Origin of the sequence: Cellulomonas hominis (genome assembly GCF_901521055.1) — a bacterium.
GTDB lineage: Bacteria > Actinomycetota > Actinomycetes > Actinomycetales > Cellulomonadaceae > Cellulomonas > Cellulomonas endometrii.
The window spans coordinates 1-24,909 of sequence record NZ_CABEGA010000022.1 but is presented as its reverse complement, the minus strand read 5'-3'; the positions used below and the strand labels follow the sequence as shown (position 1 = coordinate 24,909).

Here is a 24,909-nt window from a genome sequence, read left to right as displayed (position 1 = left end):
GCGATGACCTACCCCACCACCACGGTCGAGCAGGCCGCCGAGCCCGCGCCCGCTCCGGGGACCGGCCCGACGCGCACCGGCGGCGGCCTCGGCTCCCGGCTCGGCCGGTCGTTCGCGATGTTCCGCAACGGCAAGTCGCTGACGGGTCTGGCGATCCTCGGGTTCTTCGTGCTGCTGGCCGTCTTCGGCGACCTCATCGCGCCGTACGGGCCGCTCGACAAGGACTTCGACGCGCTGCGCCAGCCGCCGTCGGGGCAGCACTGGCTCGGCACCACCCACATGGGCGAGGACGTGTTCAGCCAGATCGTCTACGGCACCCGCGGCGTGCTGGTCGTCGGCCTCAGCGCGGGCGTCATCGCGACGATCGTGTCCGTGGCGATCGGCGTCACCGCCGGGTACGTCGGCGGCTGGAAGAGCGAGACGCTGTCGGCGCTCACCAACGTGTTCCTGGTGCTGCCCGCGCTGCCGCTGATGATCATCGTCGCCTCCCAGTACGACGACCCGAGCCTGCTGCTCATCTCGGCGGTGCTCGCCATCACCGGCTGGGCGTGGGGCGGCCGCGTCCTGCGCGCCCAGACCATGTCGCTGCGGAACCGGGACTTCGTGCAGGCCGCCCGCGCGAACGGGGAGCCGCTGCACCGGATCATCGCGGTGGAGATGCTGCCGAACCTCACGGCGATCATCGCGTCGAGCTTCGTCGGCACCGTGACCGCCGCGGTGCTGGGGCTGACGACGCTGGCGTTCATCGGGGTCATCCCGATCACCAACCTCAACTGGGGCACCATCCTGTACTGGGCGCAGCAGAACGGCGCCTTCCCCGACTTCTGGTGGTGGTACGTCCCCGCCGGCCTCTGCATCGCCCTGCTCGGCATGGCGCTGTCGCTGATCAACTTCGGCATCGACGAGTACGTGAACCCGCGCCTGCGCTCCGCCGGCGAGCGGGCGCGCGCCCTGCGCAAGAAGGGCCTCAGCCCGGCCGGCACCGTCACCGTCGTGCGCCCGGCCTCCTCGCACCCGCACCCGCACGAGCACCAGCACCACGACGACCCCGATCAGAAGGACCCCTCGTGACCGACACCACCACCGCAGCCGTCGCCTACCTCGACCCGACCCTGCCGGTCGAGGACCGGGTGCGGGACCTGCTCGACCGGATGACCCTCGAGGAGAAGGTCGGGCAGATGCTGCAGCTCGACGCCCGGGACGACGTCGCGGACCACGTGCTGCGCCGGCTCGCCGGGTCGATCCTGCACGCGTCCCCGGAGCGGCTGCTGCGGGCGCACGAGCTGGTCGAGGAGACCCGGCTGCGGATCCCGCTGCTCGTGGGGGAGGACTGCATCCACGGGCACTCGTTCTGGGTGGGCGCGACGATCTTCCCGACCCAGCTCGGCATGGCCGGCACCTGGGACCCCGCGCTCGTGGAGCAGGTCGCCCGCGCGACGGCCCGGGAGGTCGCGCCGACCGGGGTGCACTGGACCTTCTCGCCGGTGCTCTGCATCACCCGGGACCTGCGCTGGGGCCGCGTCGACGAGACGTTCGGCGAGGACCCGTACCTGATCGGCGAGCTCGCGTCCGCGATGGTCCGCGGCTACCAGGGCGACGGCCTCACCGACCCGACGGCGATCCTCGCCACCGCGAAGCACTTCGCCGGGTACTCCGAGACGCAGGGCGGCCGGGACGCGAGCGAGGCGGACATCTCCCGCCGCAAGCTCCGGTCCTGGTTCCTGCCGCCGTTCGAGCGCGTCGCGCGTGAGGGGTGCAGCGTCTTCATGCTCGGCTACCAGACCATGGACGGCGTGCCGATCACGGTCAACGACTGGCTGCTGAACGAGGTGCTGCGCGGCGAGTGGGGCTACACCGGGACCCTCATCACCGACTGGGACAACGTCGGTCGGATGGTCTGGGAGCAGAAGGTGCAGCCCGACTACGCGCACGCCGCGGCCGCCGCCGTGAAGGCCGGCAACGACATGGTGATGACGACGCCGCTGTTCTTCGAGGGGGCGCTGGAGGCCGTCGAGCGCGGGCTGCTCACGGAGGCCGAGCTCGAGCCCGCCGTCGCCCGCATCCTCACGCTGAAGTTCCGGCTCGGCCTGTTCGAGGACCCGCGCCGGCCCGACGCCGCCGCGCAGGCCGCCGTCATCGGGCACGCCGACCACGCCGCGCTCAACCTCGAGGTCGCGCGTCGGTCGCTGGTGCTGCTGCGCAACGAGGGCGGGGTGCTGCCGCTGCCGGCCGCCGGGCCCGCACGGAGCGTGGCCGTCGTGGGCCCCCTCGCGGACGACGCGCAGACCCAGCTCGGCGACTGGGCGGGCTCCTCCGGCCAGGCCGACTGGCTCCCGGACGGCCAGCCGCGCGAGATGATCACGACCGTCCTGGACGGGCTGCGCGCGACGGTCCCCGCGGGCTGGACGGTGCAGCACGCCCGCGGCGCCGAGATCCTCACGCTCGAGCCCGACCCGGAGGGCGCGACGTTCCCCGACGGGCAGCCGCGCCCGCCGGTGGTCGTGCCGTCCGAGCCCGACGAGGCGCTGATCGCGGAGGCCGTCGCCGCCGCGCGCGACGCCGACTACGTCGTGGCCGTCGTCGGCGACCGGATCGAGCTGGTCGGGGAGGGGCGGTCCACCGCGACGCTCGAGCTCGTCGGCGGGCAGGTCGCGCTGCTCGACGCGCTCGCCGCCACGGGGAAGCCGCTGGTCGTGGTGCTGCTCGCGTCCAAGCCGCTGGTGCTCCCGGAGTCGGCGCTGTCCGCCGACGCGCTGATCTGGGCGGCCAGCCCCGGCATGCAGGGCGGCCGGGCGCTCGCGGAGGTGCTGCTCGGGCTCGCGGAGCCGTCCGGCCGACTGCCCGTGTCGTTCGCGCGGCACGCCGGGCAGCAGCCGACGTACTACAACCAGGTGCGCGGCCAGCACGGCGACCGGTACGCCGACCTGACGCAGCGCCCCGCGTTCGCGTTCGGGGAGGGCCTGTCCTACTCGACCGTCGCGTACGAGGACCTGCGGCTGGCGTCCACGTCGCTGGACGCGGCCGGGACCGTGCGCGCCGAGGTGACGGTGCGGAACACCGGGACGCGTCCGGTGCGGGAGACCGTGCAGGCGTACGTGTCGGACCGGGTGACGTCCGTGTCGTGGGCCGACAAGGAGCTCAAGGCCTTCCGGCAGGTCGACGTCGCGCCGGGCGGGTCGGTGCGCGTCGCGATCGAGGTCCCGGTCGCGGACTGCACGATCGTCGACGCGGCCGGCCGCCGGGTCGTGGAGCGGGGCGACTTCGAGCTCCTGGTCGGCCCGAGCAGCCGCGACGACACCCTGCTCCGCGCACCGTTCGAGGTGCGCTGACCGAGTCGGTCCCCTCCGGCCGAGGTCGGCAGTCCCGGGCCGAGGTCGGCACCCCGGGGTGCCGACCTCGGCGGCCGGGTGCCGACCTCGGCGCCGGGGGCGGGCGGCTACGCGCGGAGCGCCCGGTCCAGGTCGTTCCAGAGGTCCTCGACGTCCTCGATGCCGACCGACAGCCGCAGCAGGTCCTCCGGGACCGTCGGGGACTCCGTGGCGAACCGCCGGCGGCGCTCGATGCTGGACTCCACGCCGCCGAGGCTGGTCGCCGGCACCCACAGGCGCAGCGCCGCGACCACGGCGTCCGCCCCCGCGGCACCGCCGGCCGGGCGCAGGCCGATGATCGACCCGTAGCCGGACATCTGCGCGGTCGCCCGCGCGTGGCCCGGGTCCTGCGGGAGCCCGGGGTGCCGCACCTCCGCGACGCCGGGGTGGGCCGCGAGCCGCTGCGCCAGGTCCAGGGCCGTGCGCTGCGAGCGCTCGACCCGCAGGGCCAGCGTCCGGACGCCGCGCAGGGCCAAGTACACCTCGAACGGCCCGGCGATCGCGCCGTGCACCGTGCGGTAGGTGTGCAGCCGCTCGTGCAGCGCGGGGTCGTCGGCCAGGGCCGCGCCGAGGACCACGTCGCTGTGCCCGGCCAGGTACTTGGTCACCGAGTGCACGACGACGTCCGCGCCGTGCTCCAGCGGCCGCTGCACGAGAGGCGTGGCGAACGTGTTGTCCACGGCCACGAGCGCCCCCGCGGCGTGCCCGGCGGCCACCAGCGCGGGCAGGTCCGCGACCTCGAGCATCGGGTTCGTCGGCGACTCCACCCACAGCAGCGACGTCGCGCGCCCGGTGGGGGAGGCGGCGGGGTCGAGCGCGGCGACCACCGCGTCGGTGTCCGCGATGTCGACCTGCTGGACCTCGACGTCGGACCGCTCCGCCAGGTCGCGCGCGTACCCGAGCGTCACCTGGTACGCGTGCCGGGGGAGCACCAGCCGGCCCCCGTGCGGGACCAGCGACAGCGCCGCCGCGATGGCCGCCATGCCGGAGCCGAACACCAGCGCCGGGTGCGCCGAGCCCTCCAGGGCGCCGAGCGTCTGCTCGAACGGCCCCCAGGTCTCGGTGTCGCCGCGGGCGTACATCATCTCGCCGGGCTGCGGCACGCCCTGCGACACGTACGTCGAGGACAGGACGACCGGGGGGTTGACCGGGGCGCCCTGCGCGCGGGCGGGGCGGCCGGACGTCACGGCGAGGGTCTCGCGGGCGAGGCCGGCCGGGTGCCGGTGGTGCTCGGGCTGCACGGGGTGCTCGGTGGGCTCGGTGTGCGTCACGACGCGCAGGCTAACGCCGCCCGCGGTGCGCCACCGCCGCGTCCCACCCAGCGGCTAGGCTCGCGGGCGATGTCCAGCAGCCCTGAGCCCCAGACCCCGTCCACCGCGCCCGGCCGCCGGCCCCGGGTGCTCGTCCTGTTCGGGGGGCGCTCCAGCGAGCACGCCATCTCCTGCGCCACCGCCGGCGCGGTGCTCCGGGCGGTCGACCGCGAGCGGTACGACGTGCTGCCGATCGGCATCACGCCGCAGGGCCGGTGGGTGCGCGTCGCGGACGACCCGGACCGCTGGGCCATCGTCGACGGCCGGCTCCCGGAGGTCGAGGCGCTGCCCGAGCAGGTGCTGCTGCCGCAGGAGGCCGGCTCCCGCGCGCTGCAGGTCATCGAGCCGGGCTCGCCCGCCACCGCGCTGGGCGACGTCGACGTGGTCCTGCCGCTGCTGCACGGCCCGTTCGGGGAGGACGGCACGCTGCAGGGCATGCTCGAGCTCGCGGACGTCCGGTACGTCGGCGCGGGCGTGCTCGCCTCGGCGGTCGGCATGGACAAGCACTTCATGAAGGTGGCGCTCGCCGGGGCGGGCCTGCCGGTGGGGCCATTCGTCACCCTCCGCGGGGACGACCTGGCGCTGGACCGGGATGGCGTGCGCGCCCGCATCGAGGCGCTGGGGCTGCCGCTGTTCGTCAAGCCCGCCCGCGCCGGGTCGAGCATCGGCATCACGCGGGTCACCGACCTCGCCGACCTGCCCGCGGCCGTCGCGGAGGCGCAGCGGCACGACCCCAAGGTCGTCGTCGAGGCCGGCATCGTCGGCCGCGAGATCGAGTGCGCGGTGCTCGGCGGGCGGTCCGGCGCCCGGGCGCGCGCGTCGCTGCCGGGGGAGATCGTCGTCACCGACGAGGCGCACGGGTTCTACGACTTCGAGGCGAAGTACCTCGACGAGTCCGCCGTCGAGCTCACGTGCCCCGCGAACCTGCCCGCCGACGTGACCGCCCGGGTGCAGGACGTCGCGATCCGGACCTTCGAGGCCGTGGACTGCGAGGGCCTCGCGCGCGTGGACGTGTTCGTGGCGCCGGACGGCCAGGTGATCGTGAACGAGATCAACACGATGCCGGGGTTCACGCCGTTCTCGATGTACCCGCGGATGTGGCAGCAGAGCGGCCTGTCCTACCCCGACCTGCTGGACGAGCTGCTGCAGCTCGCGCTCGAGCGGCCCACCGGCCTGCGCTGAGGCGTCGCCGTCGCGGTCACGACCGTCGTCACAGGCAGGTGCGGGTCGCCTCGACCTGCGCCACCGCGACGCTGAGCCCGTCCAGGAACGACGTCGACCGCTCGGCCACGACCGACGCCGGGACGTGCACCTCCACCGCGGGGTCGCGCCCGTAGGTGACGAACGTCCAGTCCGACGACCCCGAGGGCTCCGGCGTCGCGGGCGCCGTCGGGTCGGTGCCGGGCGTCGCGCCCGCGTCGGCGTCGTCGTCGTCGTCGTCGTCGGCGCTCGCGTCGGCGACCGGCTCCGAGTCCGCGCGCACCAGCCAGTCGACGCTCGGGCCGCTCGCCGTCTCCACGGTCACGCACTGCTCCGTCGTCGGCCCCGGGACCTCCACGCCGCAGCGCAGCGTCACGGGATCCGTCGGGTCGCCCCACGCGGAGGTCGCCTGGCTGGTGGTGCGCAGCTGCGCGAGGTCGTCGCCGAGGACCTCCGGGAGCGCCAGCACCACGCGCGCGCACGCGGGCTCGGTCGCGTGCGGGGCGACGGTCACGCCGACCGCCTGCGCGCAGCCCGCCAGCGTCGAGGCCGCCAGGACGGCCAGGGCCACCAGGGCCGGCGTCGTGGCGGTCCGGCGGGGGGAGGTGCGGCTCGAGCGGGTCACCGGGTCACGGTAACCCGGGCGCCGCGGGATACCGTGACGGGCGTGACCGACGCCGCAGCGCCCCGGGTGGACCGTGCCGACCACGCAGCCCGCTCCGGCGGCCCCTGGGTCGGCGACCTGACCGAGGAGCAGCTGCTCGCGCGGATCTTCCCGCTGCTGCCCGCCGGCGACCGGACCCTGCTCGGCCCGGGCGACGACGCCGCGGTGCTCGCCGCGCCCGACGGGCGGTTCGTCGTCTCGACGGACGTCCTGGTGGAGGACCGGCACTTCCGGCTGGACTGGTCCTCGGGCGAGGACGTCGGGTGGCGCGCGGCGATGCAGAACCTCGCGGACGTCGCCGCCATGGGCGCGCGGCCCACGGCCCTGGTCGTGGCGCTCGTCGTGCCTCGGCACGTGCCGGTCGCGTGGGTCGAGGGGCTCGCGCGGGGGCTCGGCGCCGCCTGCGCGACCGTCGGCGCCGGCGTGGTCGGCGGCGACCTGTCCGGGGGTGAGGCGGTGGTGGTCGCGGTGACGGTGCACGGCGACCTCGCGGGCGCGTCCCCGGTGCTGCGCTCCGGCGCCCGGCCGGGGGATGTCGTCGCTCTGGCGGGGACGGTCGGGCGGTCCGCGGCGGGTCTCGCGCTGCTCGGTGCGGGGCGCGCCGACGCCGACCCGGAGGCCGTGCGGGTGTTCCGCCGCCCGGTGCCGCCCCTGCCCGCCGGTCCCGCTGCCGCCGCGGCCGGGGCCACGGCGATGATGGACGTGTCCGACGGGCTGCTGCGCGACGGTGGCCGGATGGCCGCGGCCAGCGGGGTCGTGCTGGACCTGGGCGACCCCGCGCGGGTGCTGCCGGAGGACCTCGCGGCGCTGCGGGGAGCGGCGGGCGCGCTCGGCGTCGACGCCGCCGGCTGGGTGCTGACCGGCGGCGAGGACCACGGCCTCCTGGCGACGTTCCCGGCCGGCGCCGTGCCGGACGGGTTCCGGGTGATCGGGGTGGTCCGGTCCCCGGAGGAGGCGGGCGTCCCGGCGGGCTCCGTGCTGGTCGCCGGCGACCGCCCGGCGGTGTCCCCGGGCTGGGACCACTTCCGCCGCTGATGCCCTGCGCGCGCGGGCGGGTGCGTCAGCCGCGGCGGTAGCGGACCTCGAGAAGCTCGGCCCCGCCGACGTCCTCGGTGCGCTCCGTGCCGTCCGGCTGGAAGCCGTGCCGGCGGTAGAAGTGCCGCGCCCGCTCGTTGTCCTCGAACACCCACAGCGTCACCGGGACGCGCGGCGGCACGTCGGCCAGCGCGGTGCGCAGGAGCTCGCGCGCGACGCCGGAGCCCCACATCCCGTGGTCCAGGTAGATCGAGCGGATCTCGAGGGCGTGCCGGTCGGCGTCCTCGTCGGTCGACGGCCCGAGCGCGATGAACCCCACGACGTGGTCGTCGTCGGACACCGCCACCCAGATCTGCGTGCGGCTGCCCGGCTCGAGGTGCCGGCGCCAGCCCTCGGCGCGCTGCTGGACGTCCAGCGCAGCCAGGTAGTCCTCGGGCACCAGCCCGGCGTACGCCTGCTGCCAGGTGCGGACGTGCACGCGGGCGATGCCCTCGGCGTCCTGCGGCCGGGCAGGTCGGACCACGTGCTCGCGCCGCTGCTCGCTCATGCGCTCAGGGTGCCACACGCTCCCATGCCGCCACAGGGGTTCGCGGTGCGTCCCTGCCCGGGCAGCACGAAGGCCCGTGCGGGGTGTCCCGCACGGGCCTTCGTCGACAGACGCTCAGACGGCGCGCTGCACCTTGCCGGCCTTGAGGCACGAGGTGCAGACGTACAGCCGCTTCGGGGTGCCCGCGACGACCACGCGCACGCGCTGGATGTTCGGGTTCCAGCGGCGCTTGGTGCGCACGTGCGAGTGCGAGATGCTGTGCCCGAAGCTCGGGCCCTTGGCGCAGACGTCGCAGTTGGCAGCCACGGTGTTCTCCTGATCCGGTCATTGCACGCCGCTCGGGAAGGTGCCCGGGCGGCAAGTCCTGGTTGGTCGGGGCGCCCCCACCGTCGGTCCGAGGACCGGGCCGCGGGGCACCACCAGTGCCCGGAGCACGCCGGGCAACCGGACAAGACTAGCCCACGAACGCCCGGACCCTCAAAACGACCTGCGTCACACCGGCACACCCGGACCGGCGCCGGCTGGCACGCCCCTCGAGTGGAGAGGGCTGCCGGACACGCTCCGGCGTGTCGGGCAGGACGCTCCACCCGGCACGACCGGACCGGCGCGGGCTGGGGACGAGCGCGGGTGCGGGGGATCCGTGGGGCAGAGTAGGGAGGTGGGCGAGGGCCCACGAGGGACGACGGAAGGACCGCGCGCGGACGTGGTTGGGCGACTGGTGGACGGCGACGTGCTGCGCGCCTGGCTGGACGGCGCGGTGCCCGCGCTCGAGGCGGCCCGGGAGCGGATCGACGCGGTCAACGTCTTCCCGGTCGCGGACGGGGACACCGGCACCAACGTGCTCCTGACGGTGCGCGGCGCCGCCGACGCCGTCCGCGAGCTCGACCCGTGCGCCCCCGGGCCGGACGTGCTGCGCGCGCTGGCCCGCGGTGCCCTGCTGGCCGCGCGCGGGAACTCCGGGGTCATCGTCAGCCGGTACCTGGGCGGGCTCGCGGAGGTCCCGGACGCCGCTCTCCCCGAGGCGCTGCACCGCGCCGCGGACGCCGCCCGCACGGCGGTGCATGCCCCCGAGGACGGCACGGTGCTGACCGTGGCCGCGCGGGTGGCGGACGCGGCTGCGGACGCGGTCCTCGGCGGCGCGTCCGGCGGCGCGTCCGGCGGCGCGTCCGGCGACCCGTCCCGCGACCGGCTCGGCGACCCGTCCCGCGACGACGTCGCGGCGCTCGCGGCCGGGGTGGCGGCGGGACGCGCGGACCTCGCCCGGATCAGCGCGGCGCACCCGGTGCTGCGGTCCGCGCGGGTGGTCGACGCGGGTGCGTGCGCGCTGCTGGTGCTGCTGGACGCGCTGCTCGCGGCGCTCGACGGCCGCGGCGGACCGGTCGACGTGGCGTGGCTCGCCGAGCACGCCGCGTCGGCGGCGACTCCCGGGACCGCGGCCGACCCGGGGGACCACGCCTTCGAGATCATGGCGGTGCTCCACGCGCCCGACGCCGCTGCCGCCCCGGACCTGCGCGCCGCCCTCGCGGCCGTCGGCGGGGCCGTCGCCGTGGTGGAGGGCGACGCGGTGCTCACCGCGCACGTCCACGCGGACGACCCGGTGCCGGTGCTCGCGGCGGTCGGGGCGTGCGGTCCGCGGTGGACGGCGTCGGTGCGGGCGCTGGTGGGCGCGCCGAGCCCCGCCGTCGCCTGCACGGCGCACCCGGAGCTCGCCGGGGCGCTGGCGCTCGCGGGTGCGGTCGCGCTGGTGCTGCCCGACGCCGTGCCCGTCCCGGAGGCCCGCGCCGCGGTGGCCCGGGCCGCGCAGGACGCGCTCGCCCCCGTGCACGCCGGTTCCGCCGCCGGGACGCCCGCCGGCACCGACCGCGTCGTGGTGCTGCCCGGCGACCGGCTCCCCGCCGCGGTGCTCGACCCGGCGTGGTCGGTGCCGGACTGGGCGTCCGACGACCTCCGCGTGCTCGCCGCCGTCGTCGCCGGTCCGGAGGCGGAGCCCGGGACCGCAGCCGCGACCGACCTCGACTCCGCGCTGGCCGAGGCCGGGCTCCTGCTCGCCGCCGGACCCGCCGACGCGCGCGGGCTGACCGTCCTGCTCGGGGCAGGCGCTACCGCGGACGACGGCCTCGACCTCGCCGACCGGCTCGGGGCGCTGCACCCCGGGCTGCCCGTGGCGGTCGCCGGGCCCGTCCCCGCCGGTCCCGCGTTCGCGCTCGCGACCACGCCTGCCGCCACCCGGCCCAGCACCCCGTCCGACCCCCGCGCGGAGGCCCGCCCGTGACCGTCCCCGACGACGCCGTCGTCCGCCCCCTGCCGTTCCTCGAGCGCGACCTCGCGGGCATCGCCGGCAACCCCCGGGCCGCGAAGCTGCTGGGCAGGCTGGGCCTGCGGACGTACGGGGACCTGCTGCGCCACTACCCGCGCCGCTGGCAGCGCTGGGGCGAGATGACGCCGATCGACGCGCTCGTCATCGGTGAGCACGTCACGGTCGATGCGCGGGTCGAGCAGGCGACGATGCGGACCATGCGCACGCGCGGCGGCGTGATCCTCGAGGTCGTGGTGCGCAACGACCGGCACCAGCTGCACCTGACGTGGTTCGCGAAGCACGCCGGGGCGCTGCGGGCGTTCGAGAAGGAGCTGGTGCCCGGCACGTACGGCCTGTTCTCCGGGACGGTCAAGGAGTACCGGGGCCAGATGCAGCTGCTGCACCCGGAGTACGAGGTGCAGGAGCTCGGCAGCGTGGTCGACGAGGCGCTGCGGATCCAGGAGAGCGAGCGGCCGAGGCCCGTCTACCCGCTGACCTCGGGGCTGACCAACAAGGCGATGAAGTCGTTCGTCGGCACGGTGCTGGACATGATGACCGACGCCGACGTGCCGGACCCGCTGCCGGAGCCGGTCCGGCGGGACCTGCCCTCGCTGCCGGGCGCGCTCGCCGGCCTGCACCGGCCGCACGACCGGGTCGAGCTCGAGCAGGCCCAGAAGCGCCTGCGCTTCGAGGAGGCGTTCGTCCTGCAGGCCGAGCTCGCCCGCCGCAAGGCCCGCATCGCGGCGCAGGCGGCGGTGGCCCGCCCGCCCCGGTCCGGCGGGCTGCTCGACGCGTTCGACGCGCGGCTGCCGTTCGAGCTGACCGCCGGGCAGCGGGAGGTGGGCGCGGAGATCGCGGCCGAGCTCGCCGAGGACGTGCCGATGCAGCGGCTGCTGCAGGGCGAGGTGGGCTCGGGCAAGACGGTCGTGTCGGTCCGGGCGATGCTGCAGGTCGTCGACGCGGGCGGGCAGGCCGCGCTGCTGGCCCCGACCGAGGTGCTCGCCGCGCAGCACGCCCGCACGCTGCGGAACCTGCTCGGGGACCTCGCCGAGGGCGGGATGCTCGGCGGCGCGGAGCAGGCGACCCGCGTGGCGCTGCTGACCGGGTCGCAGGGCTCGGCCGCGCGACGCCAGGCGCTCGCCGAGGCCGCCGGTGGTGCGGCCGGCATCGTCGTCGGCACGCACGCGCTGCTCTCCGAGCACGTGCAGTTCGCGGACCTCGGGCTGGTCGTCGTCGACGAGCAGCACCGGTTCGGCGTCGAGCAGCGCGACACCCTGCGCGCCAAGGCCGGCGGCGTCCCGCACCTGCTCGTGATGACCGCCACCCCGATCCCGCGGACCGTGGCGATGACCGTCTTCGGCGACCTGGAGACGTCCACGCTCCGGGAGGTCCCCGCGGGCCGTGCGGAGGTCGTCACCCACGTGGTGCCCGCCGACCGCCAGGCGTGGCTCGACCGCACCTGGCAGCGCGTCCGCGAGGAGGTCGACCGCGGCGGCCGCGCGTACGTGGTGTGCGCGCGCATCGACTCGGCCGCCGACCCGAAGGCCGCGGCCCGCGACGACGGCGACGGGGCGGACCTGGTCCTCGACGACGTCGTGGAGGGCGAGGGCGACGAGCGCCCGAAGCGGGTGCTCCGGGCGGTGCTCGACGTCGCCGAGGAGCTCCGCGGCAGCGCCGCCCTGCGCGGCGTGCCGGTCGGCGTCCTGCACGGCCGGATGGCGCCCGAGGAGAAGGAGCGCGCGCTCGCGGACTTCTCGTCGGGCGCGGTGCCGGTCCTGGTGTCGACCACGGTTGTCGAGGTCGGGGTCGACGTCCCCGAGGCGACGGTGATGGTGGTACTGGACGCCGACCGGTTCGGCATCTCCCAGCTGCACCAGCTGCGCGGCCGGATCGGGCGCGGCAGCAGGCCGGGGGTCTGCCTGCTGGTCGCGGACGCCCCCGACGGCACGCCTGCGGCCACCCGGCTGGCGACGCTCGCGGCGACGCGGGACGGCTTCGAGCTGGCGGGCGTCGACCTGGAGCTGCGGCGCGAGGGCGACGTGCTGGGCGCCGCGCAGTCCGGCCGCGGCACGTCGCTGCGGCTGCTCAAGGTGACCGAGCACGTCGACGTGATCGAGCACGCCCGCCGCGACGCCCGGGAGCTCGTGGCGGCCGACCCGGAGCTCGCGGGTCACCCGGACCTGGTCGCCGCGATCCAGACGATGCTGGCGGGGACGCGCGAGGAGTTCATCGACCGCACGTGACCCCCGGCCGGCGGTGCCCGGCCCGGAGGTCCCGTCCGGCCGCCCCGCGCCGGTGCGTACGCTGCACCCGTGTCGAAGCAGCCCGTCATCCGTGCCGTCGACCTGCTCGTCGGCTACGGCGGGGAGCCCGTGTGCGCCCCCGTCTCCTTCACCCTCCCGCCCGGCAGGGCCCTCGCGCTGGTCGGCGCGAACGGCTCCGGGAAGTCGACCGTGCTGCGGGCGGTGCTCGGCCTGCTGGAGCCGGTCGGCGGCCGGGTGGAGGTGCTGGGCCGGCCGGTCGACGAGCGGGAGATCGGGTTCCGCACCCGGGTGTCCAGCGTGCTCGACGACGACGCGTACTTCCCGGCCCTGACCGTCGCGGAGCACCTGTACCTGACGGCGCGCGGCCACGGCGTGCAGGGTGCGGACGCCGTCGTGGACGAGCTGCTCGCGGAGTTCGGCCTGACCGAGCACGCCGGCGCCCTGCCCGTGGCCCTGTCCTCCGGCCAGCGGCGCAGGCTGCTGCTCGCGGCGGGCCTCGTCCGGCCGCGGTCGCTGCTGGTGCTGGACGAGCCGGAGCAGCGGCTCGACGTCGCGATGCGCGACCACCTGGCGCAGCGGCTGGTCGAGGAGAAGCGCGCGGGCGGCTCGGTGCTGCTGGCCACGCACGACCCCGACCTGCTGCGGGCCGTCGCGGACCGCGCGGTGCTCGTCGGTGACGACGCGTCCCGGCTGCTGAGCCCGGCGGACGCCGCCGAGGCCCTGCGCCCGGGGGTCCTGTGACCGACCGGCCCGCCACCCCGCCGGGCGACGTGGACGAGTTCGCCGCGACGCCCGACGCCCCCGGCAGCCCCGGCGGCACGACCCTCACCTGGGACGACGCGCCGGAGCCCGCCGTCGCGCCCACCGACGGCAGCACGCCGATCCCCGCCGCCCGCTCGATCCGCCGCTACACCGGTGCCGTCGCCCGCCGGCGCGCGGGCGCGGGCCTCGGCGAGGTGCTGGGCGACGTCTACTACGCGGTGCTGATGACCGCGGTCGGCATCGGCGTCGCGCTCGGCGTCGCGGGCCAGCTGCGTTCCGCGCTCCCGCACGTCCCGGACCAGGCGCTCGGCACCGGCGTGAGCCTGCCGACCGTGGTCGCGGTGGTGGCGGTGGTCATCGCCGGCACGGTGCTGTCGATCGGCGCGCGGCTCGGGCCCGTGGGCGCCGGGGGTGCCGAGGCGACCTGGTGGCTGACCACGCCCGTCGGCCGCCGCGGCCTGCTGCGCCCGACGTCGCTGCGGCTGCCGGTCGTGGCCGGGCTGGTCGGCGGGGCGGTGGTGGCCCTGCTGGACGGCGGGCTGCTCGCCGACCACGGGGTCGGGCACGTGCTGCGGCTCGGGCTGACCGCCGGGCTGGTCTGCGCGGCGCTCGTGCTGCTCGCCGGGCACGCGCAGAGCCGCGGCGTCCCGCGCCGGGCGACGGCCGTGGTGGGCGACCTGGTGATCGCCGCCGCGCCGGTGCTGGCGCTGGCCGGGGCGCTCGCGGGCTGGCGGCTCGCCGCGCTGCCGGACGTCGCGTGGTGGCTGATCGCGGTCGTCGCGGTGGCCGTGGCCGCCCTGGGCTGGTGGCTGGACCTGCGGCTGGGCCGGATCCGGGGCCGCGACCTGCGGGAGAGCGGGTCCGTGGCCACGCAGGCCGCGGGCGCCGTCGTCTCGCTGGACTCCCGCGAGCTCGGCCGGGCGCTGTCCGACTCCGCCGCCCGGCCCCGCCGGCGCCGGGTGCGCCGCATGCGCCTGGTGCGTGGACCGGTCTCGGCCGTCGTGGTCGCGGACCTCACGGTGCTGCTGCGCTCCCCGCGGCACCTCGTGCAGCTGGTCGTGTCCGCGCTGGTGCCCGTGGTCGTCGTCATCACCCCGCAGCTCGCGGGCGCGCTCGGGGTGGCGCTCGGGGTCGTCGTCTCCGGCTACGTCGGGATGCTCGCCACGGGGGAGGGCGCCCGCCGCGCGGAGATGGCGCCGATCGTCGACCGCCTGCTGCCGCTGTCCGCCCAGCAGGTCCGCCGGGCGCGCCTGGTCGTCCCGGGCGTCGCCATGCTGCTCTGGTCGCTGGCGGCGTTCGGCGCCGTCGGGCGCTGGGAGGGCGACGTCGCGGGCTGGCTGCTGCTCGGCGTGGCGTCCGCACCGGTGTGGGCGGGGGCGGCGCTGCGCGCGGCGTACCGGCCGGCGCCGAAGTGGGACGGCCCGCTGGTCGCCACCCCGATGGGCGCGCTGCCCGGCGGGGTCGCCGGCGTGCTCGCCCGGGGCCCGGACGTCGCCGTGCTGGGCATGGTGCCCGTGCTCATCTGCGTCGCGCTCGGCACCGTCGTGCCGACGGTCGTCGTCGTGCAGGTCGCGGTCTCGGCGATCGCGCTCGCCGTCGGGTCGAGCACCAGCACGAAGACGATGATGGACCGCATGTCCGAGTCGATGGACGCCGCCGAGGCGGAGAAGAAGGCACGCTCGTGACCCGCATCGTGGCCGGCTCGGTCGGCGGCCGGACCCTCGCCGTGCCGCCGCAGGGCACGCGCCCGACCAGCGAGCGGGTGCGGGAGGCGCTGTTCTCCCGGCTCGAGCACCTGGACGCGGTCGAGGGCGCGCGGGTGCTGGACGGGTACGCCGGGTCGGGCGCCCTCGGCCTGGAGGCGGCCAGCCGCGGGGCCGCCCGGGTGGTCCTGGTCGAGATGGGCAAGGTCGCCGCCGACGTCTGCCGCAAGAACGTCGCCGCGCTCGGCCTCCGCGACCGCGCCGAGGTCGTCCGCGACCGGGTCGAGAAGTACGTCGCGCGGCCGGTCGCCGAGCCGTGGGACCTCGTGCTGCTGGACCCGCCGTACGACGTGCCCGACGAGACGGTCGCCGAGGTGCTGACGGCGCTGGTCCCCGCGCTGACGGCAGAGTCGGTCGTCGTGGTCGAGCGCTCCGCGCGCAGCGGCCCGCCGCCGTGGCCCGAGCAGATGCACGGGTTCGACACCCGCACCTACGGCGACACGGCGCTGCACCTCGGCGCGCGGAGCCCCGTCCCGGACGACGAGGCGACCCGGAGGTAGATTCGGGCGCGTGGTCCTCGCGGTGTGCCCCGGCTCGTACGACCCCTTCACGCTCGGACACCTGGACGTGGTGCGCCGCGCCCGGCGTCTGGCGGACGAGGTCGTGGTCCTGGTCGCGCACAACGCCGCCAAGTCCCCGCTGCTCGACGTCGCCACCCGCGTCGCGCTCATCGAGGACGCGGTCGCCGGCCTGCCGGGCGTGCGCGTGACGTCCTCGGCGGGCCTGCTGGCGGACGAGCTGCGCTCGCTCGGCGCCGACGTCGTGGTCAAGGGCCTGCGCGGCGGCGCGGACTTCGACGCCGAGCTGCCGATGGCCCTGATGAACCGGCACCTGTCGGGCGTCGAGACCGCGTTCGTCGTGGGGGACCCCGCGCTGTCCCACGTCGCGTCGTCGCTGGTGAAGGACGTCGCCCGGCACGGCGGCCGGATCGACGACCTCGTGACGCCGGCCGTCGCCGCGGCCGTGCACGCCGCGCTGGGCACCGATCCGCGCCCACAGCGCACCGCGGCGTCCGCCGACCGAGCACCGACACCCGCCGAGGGGAGCCCCGCATGACCGAGCCGACCGCCGCCGACGCCCCCGGGGCGCGCCGGGAGAACCTCAGCTCCGTGCTCGACGCGCTGGAGCAGGCCGTCTCCGCGGCGCGCGCCATGCCGATGTCCGCCTCCGTCCTGGTGAGCCGCGCGGAGCTGCTGGACCTGGTCGAGCAGGCCCGTGCCGCGCTGCCCACGCAGCTGCAGCGCGCCGACGACGTCCTGGCCGCCGCCGACGCGGAGCGCGCCGCGGCCCGGGCGGACGCCGAGCGCATCGAGGCCGCCGCGCGCCGCCGGGCCGCCGAGCTCGTCGAGAACGAGTCGGTCGTCGCCCTGGCCCACGAGCGGGCCGCCGAGATCGTCCGGGAGGCGGAGGAGACCGCCCGCGGGCTGCGCCGGGACGCCGACGACTACTGCGACCGGCGGCTCGCCGACTTCGAGATCGACCTGGGCAAGGTGCTCAGCCAGGTGCAGGCCGGGCGGGCCAAGCTCGCGGACCGGCTGGACGACCCCGCGTCCTGAGGCGTGTGACGCACGCCCCGGCCGGTGAGGGCCCTTGTCGTTTGGGCGGGAGCGGCCCCGTACCGTAGGATCGACCGTTGGTCCTGCCGGTCATCGCAGCGACCGAGACCCCCTCATGACAGGAACGTGGACCGTGGAGCGCGCGCCTCACCTCGATCCCCGCTCGCCGTTCGTGCTCGACACCCACGAGCTCGGCCGACGTCCGGGATCGATGCGTCGTGCCCGCGCGACGGTCCCCGCCCCCGAGGATCTCGGTACCGACGTGATCGGCGTCCCCCCCGGTGCCGACGTCGAGCTGGACCTCCAGCTCGAGGCCGTCATGGAGGGGGTCTTCGTCTCCGGCTCCGTGCGGGCCCGGGCGGTCGGGGAGTGCGTGCGCTGCCTGGACGAGGTCGTCGAGAACCTCGACGTCCAGCTCCAGGAGCTCTACGTGTACCCCGGTCGTGCCGAGGTCGCCAAGGAGAACGGCGACGACGAGGAGGACCTGCCCGAGCTGGACGGCGACCTGGTCGACGTCGAGCCCGCGATTCGGGACGCGGTCGTGACTGCGCTACCGTTCCAGCCGTTGTGCCGGGACGACTGCCCGGGTCTGTGCTCCATCTGCGGAGCGCACCTGGCGGACGACCCCGGGCATTCGCATGAGACCCTTGACCCTCGGTGGGCGGCCCTCGGCGGCCTGCAGAGCACGCTTGACGAGAAGAGAGAGAGCTAGCCGTGGCTGTTCCGAAGCGCAAGATGTCGCGCAGCAACACCCGTGCGCGTCGGTCGCAGTGGAAGACCACTGCCACGACGCTCACGACCTGCCCGCAGTGCCAGTCGAACATGCGCCCCCACCAGGCGTGCCCGACGTGCGGCACCTACGCCGGTCGCCGCTACGCCGAGGCGATGCGGACCGAGCACGCCGGCTGACGCCAGCGCCGACGCGCCTGCGGCCGGTGACGCACCGGACGCGCGGGCGACGAGCACCATGAGCACCTCAGCAGCACAGCTCGCCCAGCAGCTCGGGGTCCACCTGGACCCCGAGCTGCTGGTGCTCGCCCTCACCCACCGGTCGTTCGCCCACGAGGCGGGCGGCATCCCGACCAACGAGCGCCTGGAGTTCCTGGGCGACACCGTGCTCGGGCTCACGGTCACCGAGGAGCTGTACCGCCGGCACCCGGGTCAGTCCGAGGGCGAGCTCGCGAAGATGCGCGCCGCGACCGTGTCCCAGCGCGCGCTGGCGGAGGTCGCGCGGGCCCTCGACCTCGGGTCGTACGTGCTGCTCGGCAAGGGGGAGCTCGCCACCGGCGGGCGGGACAAGGACTCGATCCTGTCCGACACCCTGGAGGCCCTGTTCGGCGCCGTGTACCTGTCTCACGGCCTCGAGGTGTCCCGGCAGATCGTCCTGCGCCTGGTCGGCCCCACGCTGACGGCCGCCGCGGACCTCGGCGCGGGCCTGGACTGGAAGACGAGCCTGCAGGAGCTCACCGCCGCGCTCGGCCTGGGCGCTCCGGTGTACCAGGTGACCAGCGACGGCCCGGACCACGCCCGCACGTTCACCGCCGAGGCCGTCGTGGCCGGGCAGGTGCGCGGCACCGGCACGGGCACCGCGAAGAAGCTCGCGGAGCAGCGCGCCGCCGCGCTCGCGTGGACCGCTCTGCAGGCGGAGGCCGAGACCCTGGCGGAGGCCGCCGAGGCCGCCGACGCCGCCGCGGTCCCGGTCGACGCCGCCGACTGAGCCGGCCGGGTCCCGCGTGCCGGAGCTGCCCGAGGTCGAGACCGTCCGTGACGGCCTCGAGCGCCACGTGGTCGGCCGCACCGTGCGGTCGGTGGAGGTGCGCCGCCCGTACAGCGTGCGCCGCCACCTCGCCGGCCCCGCGGACCTCGCGGGGCGGCTCACCGGGCGCACGCTGACTGCCGCCGCGCGCCGCGGCAAGTTCCTCTGGCTGCCGCTCGACCACCCCGGCGCGCCGGGGGAGCGGCCCGACGACGCCCTGCTGGCGCACCTCGGCATGAGCGGCCAGCTGCTCGTGCGCGGGTCGGCGGCCGACGTCGAGTCCGGCGGCGAGCACGGGCACCTGCGGGTGCGCCTGCTGCTCGACGACGGCGGCGCGCTCGACTTCGTGGACCAGCGGACGTTCGGGCACCTGTCCGTGGTGGACCTCGAGCCGACCACGGACGGCCGCCCCGGCGGCGCGGGCTCGGACCTGGACCTGGTGCCGGCGCCCGTCGCGCACATCGGCCGCGACCTGCTGGACCCCGCGCTGGACGTGGACGCCGTCGCCCGGGCGATCCGACGTCGCCGCACGCAGGTGAAGCGGGCGGTGCTCGACCAGGGCGTCGTGTCCGGGGTCGGCAACATCTACGCCGACGAGGGCCTCTGGCGGGCGCGGGTGCACCCGGCGACGCCGACCGCGGACCTCGACCAGGCGACGGCGCTGCGCGTGCTCGACTCCGTCGCGGGCGTCATGCGGGACGCCCTCGCCCAGGGCGGGACGAGCTTCGACGCCCTGTACGTCAACGTCAACGGGGCGTCCGGGTACTTCGACCGGTCGCTGGCCGTCTACGGGCAGGCCGGCCGCCCGTGCCCCCGCTGCGGGACTCCGGTGGTGCGCGAGCCCTTCATGAACCGCTCGTCGCACCTGTGCCCCGTCTGCCAGCCGGCCCCGGCGGCCTGAGGGGCGGACCTCAGCGGCGCACGTCAGCGGCGCACCAGGTTGCGCAGCGGCTCGCCGCGCACGAACGCGCCGATGTTGTCGCTCAGCAGCGTGTCCGCGCCGATCGGCCGGCCGCCCGCCGCGTGCGGGGTGATGAGCACGCGCGGCTCGTCCCACAGCGGGGAGCTCGCGGGCAGCGGCTCGGTCTCGAAGACGTCGAGCGCCGCCCCCGCGAGCCGGCCGGCGCGGATGGCGTCCAGCAGGTCGTCCTCGTCCAGCGTGGAGCCGCGCCCGACGTTGACCACCCACGCGTGGTCCGGCAGGGCGGCGAACACGTCGGCGTCCAGCACGCGGCGGGTGGCGGGGGTCGCCGGGAGGATCGCGATCAGCACGTCGGTCCCGGGCAGCGTGCGGGCGACGTCCCGCGCGGCGATCACCGGGTAGCCGGCGCGCTGCCCGGCGTGCGACGCCACGCCGACCACCTGGGCACCGAGCACCGTGAGCAGGGGCGCCAGCCGCGCGGCGATCGACCCGAAGCCCCAGATCAGCACCCGCGCCCCGGACAGCGAGCGGAACTCGCCGCCCTCGTGCGGCAGCCGCTGGATGCCGCCCAGCTCCTCCGCCCAGCGGTGCTCGTCCTGGGCGCGGACCAGCTCGGGCAGCCGCCGCGCGGCCGCGAGCACCAGCGCCAGCGTGTGCTCGGCGACCGGGCCGTCGTGCAGCCCGCGGCCGGAGGTCACCTGCACGTGGGGCGCGAAGCCGGCCGCCAGCACGCCGTCCGTGCCCGCCGCCAGCGCCTGCACCCAGCGCAGCCGGCCCATCCGGCGGGCGGCGTCGGCGAGCTGCGCGGTGGGGTTGCCCCAGGCCACGAGCGCCTCCGCGTCGACCAGGTGGTCGGGCAGCGGCTCCCGGACGTCGTACGTGGCCGTCCGCACCCCGTCCGGCAGCGTGGGGGAGAGCGGGATCGAGGACGGCAGCAGCACGGTGGTCATGGGCGAGAGGTTCCCCCACGCGGGACCGCCGCGCCAGGCGAGCCGGGTGCGGCGGTGCGCCACCCCGGCGCGCGGGGTCGATACGATGCCTTCGTGTCCGCCACGAACAGCGCAGTGCAGCCGGCCCGCTCCGGGGAGATCTCGGTGATGATCGTCGACGACCACGAGGTCGTGCGGCGGGGCATCGCCGAGGTGGTCGAGCGCGCCGACGGGATGAAGGTCGTCGCCGAGGCGGGGTCCGTCGCCGACGGCGTGCGCCGCGCGGGACTGGTGCACCCCGACGTGCTGCTGGTGGACCTGCAGCTCCCGGACGGCACCGGCATCGACCTGATGAAGCAGGTGGCGGTCACGCTGCCCACCGCCCGGGCCATCGTGCTGACCTCGTTCGACGACGACGACGCGCTGGCCGAGGCGCTGGACGCCGGCGCCGCCGCCTACCTGCTGAAGAGCGTCCGGGGCGCCGAGATCACCGACGTGATCCGTGCCGTGGCCTCCGGCCGGACCCTGCTCGACGAGCGGACGGTCACCCGCCGCCGCGCCGGCCACGAGGACCCGACGGAGAACCTCACGCCGAGCGAGCTCAAGGTGCTCGACCTGATCGGCGACGGGCTGTCCAACCGCGAGATCGCCGAGCGCCTGGGCGTCGCGGAGAAGACCGTGAAGAACCACATCACCTCGCTGCTGGCCAAGATGGGCCTGCAGCGCCGCACCCAGGTGGCCGCCTGGGTCGCCGCCCGCCGGCACAGCGGCTGGCGCGCGGAGGCCGGGCACTCCTGACCTCCGGGCCGGCTCACCGGCATCCCGCTCAGCCGAGCGGGACCTCCCACGACAGCAGCGTGCCCGTGCCCCCCGGTGCGGCACCCAGCGAGAACGTCCCGCCGTGCTGCCGTGCGCGCGCCGCGAGGTTCCCGGTCCCGGACCGCCGGTCCCGCACCGCGGGCAGGCCGACGCCGTCGTCCTCGACCTCGACCAGCACGGCCCCCGTCGGCCCGGAGCCGCGGACGGCCACCCGGACGCTGACCGAGGACGCGTGCGCGTGCCGGGCGGCGTTCGCCAGCCCCTCCCGGACCACCGCCACCACGTCGTCGGTGCGGTCCGGGCCGATCCGCTCGTCGATGAGGTCCGCCACGATGTAGTCCCCGTCCGGCACGGACTCCCCGTCGAGCGTCACGACGAGCGACGGGGCGAACCCGAGCCCGGTGCGGGCGAGCGACGCCTCCCGGCGCAGCCGCTCGACGATGCCCGTGGCGGCGTCGGGGTCGCGCAGCGCGTAGACGATCTGCCGGATCTGCCGGACCGAGGCGTCGACGTTGTCCAGCGCCTCCTCGACGATGCTCGTGAGCTCCGACGGGTCGACCCCGCGGGCCGACCGCCGGCGCACCGTCTCGAGCTGCATGCCGGTGGCGAACAGCTGCTGGATGGCGAGGTCGTGCAGGTCCCGGGCGATCCGTTCGCGCTCGTCGAGCAGGGCCGCGACGTCCTGCGCGTGCCGGGCCTCGGCCAGCACGAACGCGAGGGCCGCCTGGGACGCGAACGACTCGGCGGTGGCGAGGTCGCTCGGCTCGAACGTCAGGGAGCCGATCTTGCGCAGCAGGATGAGCACGCCGACGCCGCGGCCGGACGTCTGCAGCGGGGCGAAGATCGCCGAGCCGAACGCCCGCATCGCGGGGACGGTGATGCGGCGGGACGTGGACAGGGACTCGAGCAGCAGCCCGGTGCCCTCCTCCATGACCGACCACGTCGGCCCGCCGGGGGTGAGCCGCGCGCCGATCAGGCTGTCCGCGTTGTGGCCGTCGGCCAGCTCGATCAGGAGCTCGCCCGCCACGCCCGGCAGGGCCAGCGCCGCCGTGTCCGCGTCCGCGACGTCCCGGGCGGTCGCGGCGATGTGGGCGAGCGCCTCCTCCTCGTCGGCGCCGGACAGCAGCATGGTGGTGATGTCCTGGCCCGCGCGCAGCCAGTGCTCGCGGCGGGCGGCGTCGGCGTACAGCTGCGCGTTCGACACGGCGACGCCCGCGGTGGCGGCGAGCGCGATCACCGTGGTGGCGTCCTGGTCGGTGAACCCGCCCTCCTTCTCGGAGAGGTACAGGTAGCCGTAGACCTGCTCCCGGACCCGCACCGAGGCGCCGAGGAACGACCCCATCGACGGGTGCCCCGCCGGCCAGCCCCGGAACGCCGGGTGGTCCGTCAGGTCGTCCAGCTTCAGCACGCCGTGCGTCGGGATCTTGCTCAGCACGCCCTGCGCGTGCGGCGGGTGGCCCATCATCGCGGCGGCGGCCGCGGGGACGCCGGTCTGCACGAAGGTGGTGGACTCGCCGCGGGAGTCCAGCACGTTGATCGCGCCGTACTTCGCCCCGGTCAGCTCGACCGAGACGCGGACGAACCGCTCCAGGACGCCCGGCAGCTCCAGGCCGGAGGCGACGGACAGGACCGCGTCCAGCAGGTCGGCCATCTCGTCGCCGGTCTCGGACGCCGTGCCGAGCTCCAGGTGGGAGCGGCCGCCGGGCTCGCGGACGTGGATCGTCGTGGTGACGCCCGGTCCGTAGGTCGGCTCGGGCAGCCCGCCGGGCCGCTCGTGGCGATCGGGCCGGCGCTCCGGCCCCGCCGGGGTCGGGCGCTGCGTCGTCAGGTCGTCGGCCATGCCCTCGTCGTCCCCGTCCCACCGTCGTGCTGCTCGCTGGCGTGCGCCTCACGGTAGTCGTCGTCGGCGGCGATCAGGTCCGTGTGCGCGCCGCGCGCCGCGACCCGGCCGTCGCGGAGCACCAGCACCTCGTCGGCCGCGGCGAGCGGGGCGAGCCGGTGCGTGACGACCAGGACCCCGCGCGACGCGTCCTCGCCCCGGGGCGCGGCGAGCAGGTCGGTGACGAGCCGGTCGGCGGTGGCGGGGTCGAGGTGCTCGGCGGGCTCGTCGACCAGCAGGAGCGGAGCGGCGGCCAGCAGGGACCGCGCGAGCAGCAGGCGCCGCCGCTCGCCGCCGGAGACGCTACGGGCGTCCGGGCCGAGCACGGTGTCGACGCCGTCCGGCAGGCCGGCGAGCCAGTCGCCGAGGCCGGCGCGGTCCAGCGCGGCGCGCGCGTCCTGCGGCGTGGCGTCCCCGCGGGCGACCCGCAGGTTCTCCAGCACCGTGGTCTCGAAGACGTGTGCGTCCTCCGTGGTCAGCGCCAGCCGGGCCAGGCGGGCCGCGGGGTCGACCTCGGCCAGCGGCACGCCATCGAGGAGCACCTCCCCGGCGCGCGGCGGCAGGAAGCCGGCGAGCGTGAGCAGCAGGGTCGTCTTCCCGACGCCGGACGGGCCGACGACGGCGACGCTGCGCCCGGGGGACACGTCGAGGTCGAGGCCCTCGACCACCGGCGGACGGCCGGGCCAGCCCACGGCGAGACCGCGGGCGACGAGCCGCGGGCCGGGACCCGAGCGGTCCTCGCCGGGCGCCCCGTCCGGGGCCGTGCGCGGGTCGGCGGGCGCCGGCGCGGGTCCGTCCGCGTCGTCGAGCACCGCCATCAGCCGGGCCGCGGCCGCGCGGGAGCGGTGCACCTGGATGGCGGCGGCGGGCAGCACGGAGGTCGCCTCGAACGCGGCGAGAGGGGTCAGCACGATCACGGCGAGCTCGACGGGGGCCAGGGTGCCCGCGGTCGCGGCCGGGATCCCGACCAGCAGGGCGGCCAGCACGGCCACCCCGACGGCGAGGTTCCCGAGCGCCGCGGCGACCGCCGCGGGCCCCGCACCGGCGTCCGTGGCGCGCGCGAGGTCGGCGTCGGCGGTGCGCAGGCGGGCCAGCTCCTCGGTGGTGCGGCCCTGCACCGCGAGCGGGCCGGCGTCCTCCAGCAGGCCCAGCGCGGTGGCCGCCATCTCGGCGCGGGCCGCGGCGGCGCGCTGCTCCGTGGTCCGCGCGGCACGCTGGGCGAGCCACGGCGCGATGACGCCCGCGAGCAGCAGGCAGGCGGCGAGCGTCAGGCCCGCTGCGGGCAGGAACAGCCCCATCGCGACGACCGTGCCGAGCCCGAGGACCGCGGCGACGGCCGCGGGCAGCAGGCCCCGGACCACGACGTCACCGACCGCGTCGACGTCCGCGCCGACGCGGGCGAGCAGGTCGCCGCGCCGCAGCCCGAGGGTCGCCTCCGGGCGGCCTGCCGCGAGCCGCGAGTACAGGGTCGTGCGCAGCGTGCTCATGCCGCGCAGCGCGACGTCGTGCGACACGAGCCGCTCGAGGTAGCGGAACAGCCCGCGGCCGATGCCGAAGGCGCGCACCGCGACGGTCGCCACCGACAGCTCCAGCACCGGCGGCATCTGGGCCGCGCGCGTGATCAGCCACGCCGAGACGGCGGCGAGCGCGACGGCGGACCCGAGCGCCAGCACGCCGAGCAGCACGGCGAGCGCGACACGGCGGCGGTCGACGTCGAGGAGCCGGACGGCCCGCCTGAGCGGGTCGGCGGCGGGTCGCGCTCCGGGCGGGGGCGTGCGCCGGGGGTCGGCAGCCGGGGCGAGCGGGGGGGGGGGGCCGGGCCCCCGGCGGCCTCCGCCC

The 24,909-nt window shown here is 76.7% G+C and carries 23 protein-coding genes; 16 read left to right on the top strand and 7 right to left on the bottom strand.

Annotated elements, in window-relative coordinates:
* Positions 1 to 3 precede the first annotated feature (3 nt).
* The gene (locus KJP73_RS06315) at positions 4 to 1,071 is read left to right on the top strand and encodes an ABC transporter permease (RefSeq protein WP_213281943.1); all 1,068 of its coding nucleotides are present in this window, start codon (positions 4 to 6) and stop codon (positions 1,069 to 1,071) included.
* Positions 1,068 to 3,329 (top strand): glycoside hydrolase family 3 N-terminal domain-containing protein, encoded by a 2,262-nt coding sequence (locus KJP73_RS06310; RefSeq protein ID WP_249669152.1) that lies wholly within the window; start codon positions 1,068 to 1,070, stop codon positions 3,327 to 3,329. The genes KJP73_RS06315 and KJP73_RS06310 overlap by 4 nt, the downstream gene beginning before the upstream one ends.
* A 107-nt stretch (positions 3,330 to 3,436) precedes the next feature.
* On the opposite strand, the gene KJP73_RS06305 is transcribed toward KJP73_RS06310, so the two are convergent.
* The gene (locus KJP73_RS06305) at positions 3,437 to 4,609 is read right to left on the bottom strand and encodes a trans-sulfuration enzyme family protein (protein ID WP_213281978.1); all 1,173 of its coding nucleotides are present in this window, start codon (positions 4,607 to 4,609) and stop codon (positions 3,437 to 3,439) included.
* Positions 4,610 to 4,708: 99 nt separating this feature from the next.
* On the opposite strand from KJP73_RS06305, the gene KJP73_RS06300 reads away from it, so the two are divergent.
* Positions 4,709 to 5,860: a D-alanine--D-alanine ligase family protein gene (locus tag KJP73_RS06300; protein WP_213281942.1), complete on the top strand. Its 1,152-nt coding sequence runs from the start codon at positions 4,709 to 4,711 to the stop codon at positions 5,858 to 5,860.
* 28 nt (positions 5,861 to 5,888) lie between these two features.
* Here the strand turns inward: KJP73_RS06300 and KJP73_RS06295 are convergent, their stop codons facing one another.
* Positions 5,889 to 6,503 (bottom strand): DUF3515 family protein, encoded by a 615-nt coding sequence (locus KJP73_RS06295; RefSeq protein ID WP_249669151.1) that lies wholly within the window; start codon positions 6,501 to 6,503, stop codon positions 5,889 to 5,891.
* Positions 6,504 to 6,569: 66 nt separating this feature from the next.
* Between KJP73_RS06295 and KJP73_RS06290 the strand changes: the two genes are divergently transcribed.
* Entirely contained in the window at positions 6,570 to 7,577 is a 1,008-nt protein-coding gene (locus tag KJP73_RS06290) for a thiamine-phosphate kinase (protein WP_213281976.1), read from the top strand.
* Positions 7,578 to 7,602: 25 nt separating this feature from the next.
* On the opposite strand, the gene KJP73_RS06285 is transcribed toward KJP73_RS06290, so the two are convergent.
* Both KJP73_RS06285 and rpmB read right to left on the bottom strand, forming a co-directional pair.
* On the bottom strand, positions 7,603 to 8,124 hold the full coding sequence (locus KJP73_RS06285; protein WP_213281941.1) for a GNAT family N-acetyltransferase: 522 nt from the start codon (positions 8,122 to 8,124) through the stop codon (positions 7,603 to 7,605).
* Positions 8,125 to 8,238: 114 nt separating this feature from the next.
* The gene (gene rpmB / locus KJP73_RS06280; protein ID WP_213281940.1) at positions 8,239 to 8,430 is read right to left on the bottom strand and encodes a 50S ribosomal protein L28; all 192 of its coding nucleotides are present in this window, start codon (positions 8,428 to 8,430) and stop codon (positions 8,239 to 8,241) included.
* Positions 8,431 to 8,827: 397 nt separating this feature from the next.
* Here rpmB and KJP73_RS06275 point away from each other — a divergent pair, with 397 nt between their 5' ends.
* The 11 genes from KJP73_RS06275 to mutM all read left to right on the top strand — a co-directional run bounded on the left by KJP73_RS06275 (position 8,828) and on the right by mutM (position 19,422).
* Positions 8,828 to 10,396: a DAK2 domain-containing protein gene (locus tag KJP73_RS06275; protein WP_213281939.1), complete on the top strand. Its 1,569-nt coding sequence runs from the start codon at positions 8,828 to 8,830 to the stop codon at positions 10,394 to 10,396.
* The gene (locus KJP73_RS06270) at positions 10,393 to 12,663 is read left to right on the top strand and encodes an ATP-dependent DNA helicase RecG (protein ID WP_433995151.1); all 2,271 of its coding nucleotides are present in this window, start codon (positions 10,393 to 10,395) and stop codon (positions 12,661 to 12,663) included. Before KJP73_RS06275 ends, KJP73_RS06270 begins: the two co-directional genes overlap by 4 nt.
* Positions 12,664 to 12,732: 69 nt before the next feature.
* Positions 12,733 to 13,425, top strand: a complete 693-nt coding sequence (locus tag KJP73_RS06265) for an ABC transporter ATP-binding protein (RefSeq protein WP_213281938.1) — start codon at positions 12,733 to 12,735, stop codon at positions 13,423 to 13,425.
* The gene (locus KJP73_RS06260) at positions 13,422 to 15,131 is read left to right on the top strand and encodes a DUF6297 family protein (RefSeq protein WP_249669150.1); all 1,710 of its coding nucleotides are present in this window, start codon (positions 13,422 to 13,424) and stop codon (positions 15,129 to 15,131) included. The genes KJP73_RS06265 and KJP73_RS06260 overlap by 4 nt, the downstream gene beginning before the upstream one ends.
* Complete coding sequence (rsmD, locus tag KJP73_RS06255; protein WP_213281937.1) at positions 15,128 to 15,709, top strand: 16S rRNA (guanine(966)-N(2))-methyltransferase RsmD; 582 nt, start codon at positions 15,128 to 15,130, stop codon at positions 15,707 to 15,709. Before KJP73_RS06260 ends, rsmD begins: the two co-directional genes overlap by 4 nt.
* A gap of 10 nt (positions 15,710 to 15,719) precedes the next feature.
* A complete protein-coding gene (gene coaD / locus KJP73_RS06250; protein ID WP_213281936.1) occupies positions 15,720 to 16,265 on the top strand; it encodes a pantetheine-phosphate adenylyltransferase in 546 nt (181 codons plus the stop codon).
* Positions 16,262 to 16,765, top strand: coding sequence for a hypothetical protein (locus KJP73_RS06245; RefSeq protein WP_213281935.1), 504 nt, complete (start codon positions 16,262 to 16,264; stop codon positions 16,763 to 16,765). Before coaD ends, KJP73_RS06245 begins: the two co-directional genes overlap by 4 nt.
* A 115-nt stretch (positions 16,766 to 16,880) precedes the next feature.
* Positions 16,881 to 17,477, top strand: a complete 597-nt coding sequence (locus KJP73_RS06240) for a YceD family protein (RefSeq protein ID WP_213281934.1) — start codon at positions 16,881 to 16,883, stop codon at positions 17,475 to 17,477.
* Positions 17,478 to 17,479: 2 nt separating this feature from the next.
* Entirely contained in the window at positions 17,480 to 17,674 is a 195-nt protein-coding gene (gene rpmF, locus KJP73_RS06235; protein WP_213281933.1) for a 50S ribosomal protein L32, read from the top strand.
* 58 nt (positions 17,675 to 17,732) lie between these two features.
* Complete coding sequence (gene rnc, locus KJP73_RS06230; protein ID WP_213281932.1) at positions 17,733 to 18,482, top strand: ribonuclease III; 750 nt, start codon at positions 17,733 to 17,735, stop codon at positions 18,480 to 18,482.
* Between the two features lie 16 nt (positions 18,483 to 18,498).
* Positions 18,499 to 19,422 carry a bifunctional DNA-formamidopyrimidine glycosylase/DNA-(apurinic or apyrimidinic site) lyase gene (mutM, locus tag KJP73_RS06225; RefSeq protein ID WP_213281931.1) on the top strand — a complete coding sequence of 308 codons (924 nt, stop codon included), beginning with the start codon at positions 18,499 to 18,501 and terminating at the stop codon, positions 19,420 to 19,422.
* 23 nt (positions 19,423 to 19,445) lie between these two features.
* Here mutM and KJP73_RS06220 read toward each other — a convergent pair whose 3' ends face one another.
* Complete coding sequence (locus KJP73_RS06220; protein ID WP_213281930.1) at positions 19,446 to 20,393, bottom strand: phosphoglycerate dehydrogenase; 948 nt, start codon at positions 20,391 to 20,393, stop codon at positions 19,446 to 19,448.
* A gap of 147 nt (positions 20,394 to 20,540) precedes the next feature.
* Here KJP73_RS06220 and KJP73_RS06215 point away from each other — a divergent pair, with 147 nt between their 5' ends.
* Positions 20,541 to 21,170, top strand: a complete 630-nt coding sequence (locus KJP73_RS06215) for a response regulator (RefSeq protein ID WP_213281973.1) — start codon at positions 20,541 to 20,543, stop codon at positions 21,168 to 21,170.
* Between the two features lie 28 nt (positions 21,171 to 21,198).
* Here the strand turns inward: KJP73_RS06215 and KJP73_RS06210 are convergent, their stop codons facing one another.
* Both KJP73_RS06210 and cydC read right to left on the bottom strand, forming a co-directional pair.
* Positions 21,199 to 23,031 carry a GAF domain-containing sensor histidine kinase gene (locus KJP73_RS06210; RefSeq protein WP_349628290.1) on the bottom strand — a complete coding sequence of 611 codons (1,833 nt, stop codon included), beginning with the start codon at positions 23,029 to 23,031 and terminating at the stop codon, positions 21,199 to 21,201.
* Positions 23,016 to 24,909: thiol reductant ABC exporter subunit CydC (cydC, locus tag KJP73_RS06205; RefSeq protein WP_213281929.1), on the bottom strand; the 1,894-nt coding region annotated here is incomplete at its 5' end. The genes cydC and KJP73_RS06210, both read right to left, overlap by 16 nt.